Origin of the sequence: Dokdonella sp. (assembly GCF_039926425.1) — a bacterium.
Classification (GTDB): Bacteria; Pseudomonadota; Gammaproteobacteria; order Xanthomonadales; family Rhodanobacteraceae; genus Dokdonella_A.
In genome coordinates, this window is the sequence record NZ_JBDSWZ010000096.1 from 1 (window position 1) to 4543 (window position 4543).

Genomic DNA, 4543 nt, shown 5'->3' on the forward strand with positions numbered 1-4543 from the left:
GCGACAGATGCGCCACGACCACGACCAGCGCGTCGGCGCCATGGCCAAAGCGCGCCCACAGCGCGCCGCGTCCGGGAATGCGTCCGGGCAACGGATAGTCGAGCACTTCATCGGGTTGCCAGCGGGCTAGCAGGCCATTGCTGGACGTCGCCAGGCGCGACACGCGCCGGTTCGGCTGGTGGCTCCAGAACGGGAAATCCGCGGCTTCGGCGAGGTACTGGGTCTGATTGAGGAACCCCGAACGCAGGCTGCCGGCATCGGCCTCCTGGAGGCCCACGAGGTCGAACTCGTTGATCACCTTGGCGAGACCATCGAGATTGGCGCGCTTGCCATGCGGCAGAACGTGCTTCCAGCTGTGGGTCACGTAATCGCGGTAGCGCTTCATGCTACCTCCGGCGAGGATGTTGCAGCTCAGAAGATTGAGCTGGCGCTGCTCGCCGGGAATTGCTGGAACGGAGGACGTCATCTGCCCGAGGCTACCCACCGCTCGCGGCAGCGGCAAGCGGCTGGCGCAATCCCGGACAGGTCCCGTACACCGGGACGGTCGCGGTGAGTGCTGATTACTTCTTCTTCGCGGCCTTCGATGACGTCGCGTGTTCCTTCTCGATCAGGAAACTGACCAGCTCCATCAGCTGGGGGAATCCGCCGGCCGAGGCGGCATTCAGACGGTACTTTCCGTTGACCAGGATCGACGGCGTGCCGTCCACGCCAGCGCCCTTGATGATGTCGCGGGCGTGCGAAAGTTTGCTTTCCACCTCGAAGGACGCCGCGGTCGCGAGGAACTTCGCCTTGTCCACGCCGTGCTGCGCATAGAACGATGCGAGGTCATCGATCGTTCGCAGCGGCAGGTGATCGCGGTGCAACGCGTCGAACAGCGCCTGATGGGTGGCATCCAGCACACCGAGCGACTGTGCGGCGTAGAACGCACGCGCATACGGTTCCCACTGCGGATTGAACACCGCGGGCATGTAGCTGAAGGTCGCGTAGGCTGGCAACGCCTGCTTGATCTGCTCCGCATACGGCTGGAAATGCGCGCAATGCGGGCACGCATACGAGAACACCTCGAGCACCTCGACCTTCGACCCGCTCGCGGTCGGCTGCGGCGGATCGATCAGGAAGTAACTCTTGCCTGCTTCCCACGTGGTCTTCGCAGGCGCGGTGGCGGGTGCATCCGCAGCATTCACGCCAACCGACATCAAGAGTGCGGCAAACAGCAGGCCCAAGGGTTTCAGCATTGTTTTGTCCCGGTCGAGAATTGAAGGGCAGCGGTGCAATCATGCATCGCCGGGCAACCACACGGTGGCACGCGCACCAACGGCTCCGCCATCAAGGCGTCTTCGCCGCCGCGCTTTCCTTGTTCACGAGGAACAGAGCGATGTCGACCATCTCGTCGAAGCCGATCTTCTGTTCCGCATTCGCGGTGACCCGGTATTTGCCGTTGATGACCAGAGTCGGTGTCGATTCGATGCCATAGGCGACTTCGCGCTCGCGAATGCGTGCGATGTCGCCGTCGATGACGAATGACTGCGCGGTCGACAGGAAACTCTCCTTGTTCGCACCATGCTGCGCATAAAAACCGGCAATGTCGTCCAGCGAATTCATCGGCAGATTGTCGCGGTAGATCGCCTCGAACATTTCCTGATGCGTCTTTTCGATCAGGTGGAGACCCTGGGCGACATAGAACGCGCGGGCAAATGCCACCCATCGCGGCTGGAAGTCCGCCGGCATCAGGGTGAATTGCGCGTTCTTCGGCAGCGCTGCCTTGAGCTTTTCAGCCGCTGGCTGGAAGTGCGCGCAATGCGGGCACGCGTAAGAGAACACTTCCAGCACTTCGATCTTCTTGCCGGTGCTGGTTGGCTGCGGCGGGTCGATCAACTGGTAGGCCTTGCCAGCTTCCCACTTGGGTGCGGCGGCGTCGGCTGCAAACACGGCCGGTGCGGACGCGAAGGCGGCAGTCAGGATCAGCAGTCGCACGAACATGGGCACGCTCCTATGGGACGGGACGAAACGACAATACGACCTCAGTGCGCGGCCGCATCCTTGGCGATCAGGAACTGGACCAGCGGGACGACCTTGTCCACGCTGCCGGCCGATTGGGCCGTCAAGCGGTATTTGCCGTTGACGATCAGCGTCGGTGTCGAGTCGACGCTGTAGGCCTTGAGCAGCGCATCGGCGCGCTTCATCTTCGTGTTGATCGCAAACGAACTGGCGACGCCGGTGACATCCTCGGCCTTCACGCCGAACGTCGTGAAGAACTTCGCCACGTCCTCCATCGTTGGCATGGGCTTCACGGGCTTGTGTGTCGTCGGGTCGGAAATGCGCAGCGGGCCCGCATCTTTCCAGATCGCATCGAAGGTGGCGTCGTGCGACTTGTCGATGATGCCCAGCGCCTGCGCGGTGTAGAACGTGCGCTGGAACACCGGCCAGTCCTCGTCCGGCCGGAACGCTGCTGGCACGTAGACGATGTCGGTGTTGGGCGGCAGCGCTGCTTTGAGCTTTTTCATGGTCGGCTGAAACAGGTTGCACGCCGGGCACGCATACGAGAACACCTCGACAACTTCCGGGCGGTCGGCATTCAACGTCGGCTGTGCCGGCTCGACCAGGAAGTACTGCTTGCCTGCCTCGAAGGCGTCATCGGCGGCCATCGCGACGCTGGCGAAGGCAAGACCGAGCAGCAGGGCGGACGCACGTTTCAACATCGGATTCTCCGGTCGGAAAGGAAACGCTGCGCGATTCGCGCGGCGTCTGGACACTGTGGCAGATGTGCTCCGGCGATGAATCGACGATCCGGACACCGGGCTCTGGGCAACGAGCCTTCAGCGACGACTCGCGTGCCCTGTTATGGATTGGATCACTTCGCCGCGACGGGAGTTCCCGTCGCCGCGGTGTGCAGGCCTTCGATGTAGGACGCCACCGCGGCGATGTCGGCATCGGACAGGGTCTGCGCGATCGTCGGCATGATCTTCGCCTTGGCGTCGTCGCCCCACGTGGTGCCGCTTTTCCAGTCCTTCAGCTTGGCTGTCACGTAGTCGGTCCACTGGCCGGCGAGCTGGGGAAAGCCCGTCCCTGCAATGCCGCGTCCGTCCGGGCCATGGCACGCCATGCATGCGGGGACGCCGAGTTTCGCGTCGCCACCCCGGTAGAGCGCCTGGCCGCGTTCGAGCAGCTTGTCGTCGGCAACGCCGGGCGCTGACGACTTCGTCGCGAAATACGCGCCGATGTCGTGCATGTCCTGCTGGGACAGCGATGCGGCGAAGCCCATCATGATCGCGTTGGCGCGCTTCTGGGTCTGGAACAACGTGATCTGGCGGGCAATGTACGCCTCGTTCTGACCGGCCAGCTTCGGATACTGATTGACGCTCGGGTTGCCATCGACACCGTGGCAGGCGCCACACACGGCAACCTTGCCTTCGCCCGCCTTTGCGTCGCCGAACAAGGGTGCATGAGCGTCTGCCGCCCCTTCCGCATGGGCCAGTCCAGCGGTGGACATCACCGCGAGGGCGAGGGCATGCCGAACAAAGATGCGCCGAAAGCTCATACACTCACTCCGGTCAATCGTGGGGGAACACGCAGGATCCGACCCGTGGACGCCGCTGGCGGCGCACAGGTGGACAACCTCGGAATTATCCCTGCGCTTCCCCAAGCGGTCAAACCGACCAGCACCGACAAAATCCTTCGACCATGCCCGTGAATCCTTTCCGTCAGGCGCATTTTCTGACCAGCGCCAACCGCCTCGACCAGCTGCCTGCGGACACCGGCGCCGAGGTTGCGTTCGCGGGTCGGTCGAACGCAGGCAAGTCGAGCGCGCTCAACGCCATCTGCGATCAACACGGCCTCGCGCGCACGTCGAAAACGCCCGGTCGCACGCAGTTATTGAATGTATTTCCCGTGGGCGATCCGTCGCGCCGGCTGATCGATCTGCCCGGTTACGGCTACGCCAAGGTGCCGGAGGCAATGCGCCTGCACTGGCGCGGCGTGCTCGATACGTACCTTCGAATGCGCGTGTCGCTGAAAGGCCTGGTGCTGGTGATGGACTCGCGCCACCCGCTGAAGGATTTCGATTGCGACATGCTCGAGTTCGGTGCGGCAAGTGGTCGCGCCTGCCACTGCCTGCTGACCAAGTCCGACAAGCTCTCGCGCAGCGAAAGCCTGCGCACGCTCGCCGCGGTGCGCAAGGAACTCGCTGCAAACTTTCCCAACGGCACCGCGCAACTGTTCTCGTCGACCAGCAAGGCCGGGCTCGACGATGCGCGCAGCATGCTCTCGGGCTGGCTGTTCGGCGATGCCGCACGCGTAACGACCGTCGCAGCCCGCTAGTCGATGCGGGCAACCAGCACGCGATCGCGCTGACGGTCCGGCCCCACGAAAAAATCTGCGCTGCCGACATCGGTGAAGCCGTTTTTGTCATAGAACGTCAGCGCACGCGCGTTGTTCTCCCATACCTTGAGCCACAGCGTGCCGCCTGCGAATCCCGCCGCAGCCTCGCGTACGCCGGCCATCAGCTGCTGGCTGATCCCGCGGCCATGCCAGATGCTGTCGACGT

Annotated in this window: 6 protein-coding genes and 1 pseudogene; 1 reads left to right on the forward strand and 6 read right to left on the reverse strand. The window is 63.6% G+C overall.

Translation table 11 applies throughout. The features are described from left to right. The 5 genes and pseudogenes from ABIV12_RS06370 to ABIV12_RS06390 form a co-directional block, all read right to left on the reverse strand. Positions 1-466: pseudogene (locus ABIV12_RS06370) on the reverse strand (EEP domain-containing protein); the annotation flags it as partial. Positions 467-560: 94 nt separating this feature from the next. Beyond that, positions 561-1235 carry a thiol:disulfide interchange protein DsbA/DsbL gene (locus ABIV12_RS06375; protein ID WP_348057409.1) on the reverse strand — a complete coding sequence of 225 codons (675 nt, stop codon included), beginning with the start codon at positions 1233-1235 and terminating at the stop codon, positions 561-563. A 91-nt stretch (positions 1236-1326) separates the two neighbouring features. After that, complete coding sequence (locus ABIV12_RS06380) at positions 1327-1980, reverse strand: thiol:disulfide interchange protein DsbA/DsbL (RefSeq protein ID WP_348057411.1); 654 nt, start codon at positions 1978-1980, stop codon at positions 1327-1329. A gap of 41 nt (positions 1981-2021) precedes the next feature. Next, positions 2022-2699, reverse strand: a complete 678-nt coding sequence (locus ABIV12_RS06385; protein ID WP_348057413.1) for a thiol:disulfide interchange protein DsbA/DsbL — start codon at positions 2697-2699, stop codon at positions 2022-2024. Between the two features lie 152 nt (positions 2700-2851). Continuing rightward, a complete protein-coding gene (locus tag ABIV12_RS06390; protein ID WP_348057415.1) occupies positions 2852-3538 on the reverse strand; it encodes a c-type cytochrome in 687 nt (228 codons plus the stop codon). A 143-nt stretch (positions 3539-3681) separates the two neighbouring features. On the opposite strand from ABIV12_RS06390, the gene yihA reads away from it, so the two are divergent. Then, complete coding sequence (gene yihA / locus ABIV12_RS06395; RefSeq protein ID WP_348057417.1) at positions 3682-4317, forward strand: ribosome biogenesis GTP-binding protein YihA/YsxC; 636 nt, start codon at positions 3682-3684, stop codon at positions 4315-4317. Here yihA and ABIV12_RS06400 read toward each other — a convergent pair. Further along, a partial coding sequence (locus ABIV12_RS06400) for a GNAT family N-acetyltransferase (protein ID WP_348057419.1) occupies positions 4314-4543 on the reverse strand: 230 nt, incomplete at its 5' end. The two genes, yihA and ABIV12_RS06400, sit on opposite strands and share 4 nt — an antisense overlap.

Coding starts and splice junctions, on each gene's coding strand:
- ABIV12_RS06385 (WP_348057413.1), bottom strand. CDS start 2,699: ATGTTGAAACGTGCGTCCGCCCTGCTGCTCGGTCTTGCCTTCGCCAGC.
- ABIV12_RS06375 (WP_348057409.1), bottom strand. CDS start 1,235: ATGCTGAAACCCTTGGGCCTGCTGTTTGCCGCACTCTTGATGTCGGTT.
- ABIV12_RS06390 (WP_348057415.1), bottom strand. CDS start 3,538: ATGAGCTTTCGGCGCATCTTTGTTCGGCATGCCCTCGCCCTCGCGGTG.
- ABIV12_RS06380 (WP_348057411.1), bottom strand. CDS start 1,980: ATGTTCGTGCGACTGCTGATCCTGACTGCCGCCTTCGCGTCCGCACCG.
- yihA (WP_348057417.1), top strand. CDS start 3,682: ATGCCCGTGAATCCTTTCCGTCAGGCGCATTTTCTGACCAGCGCCAAC.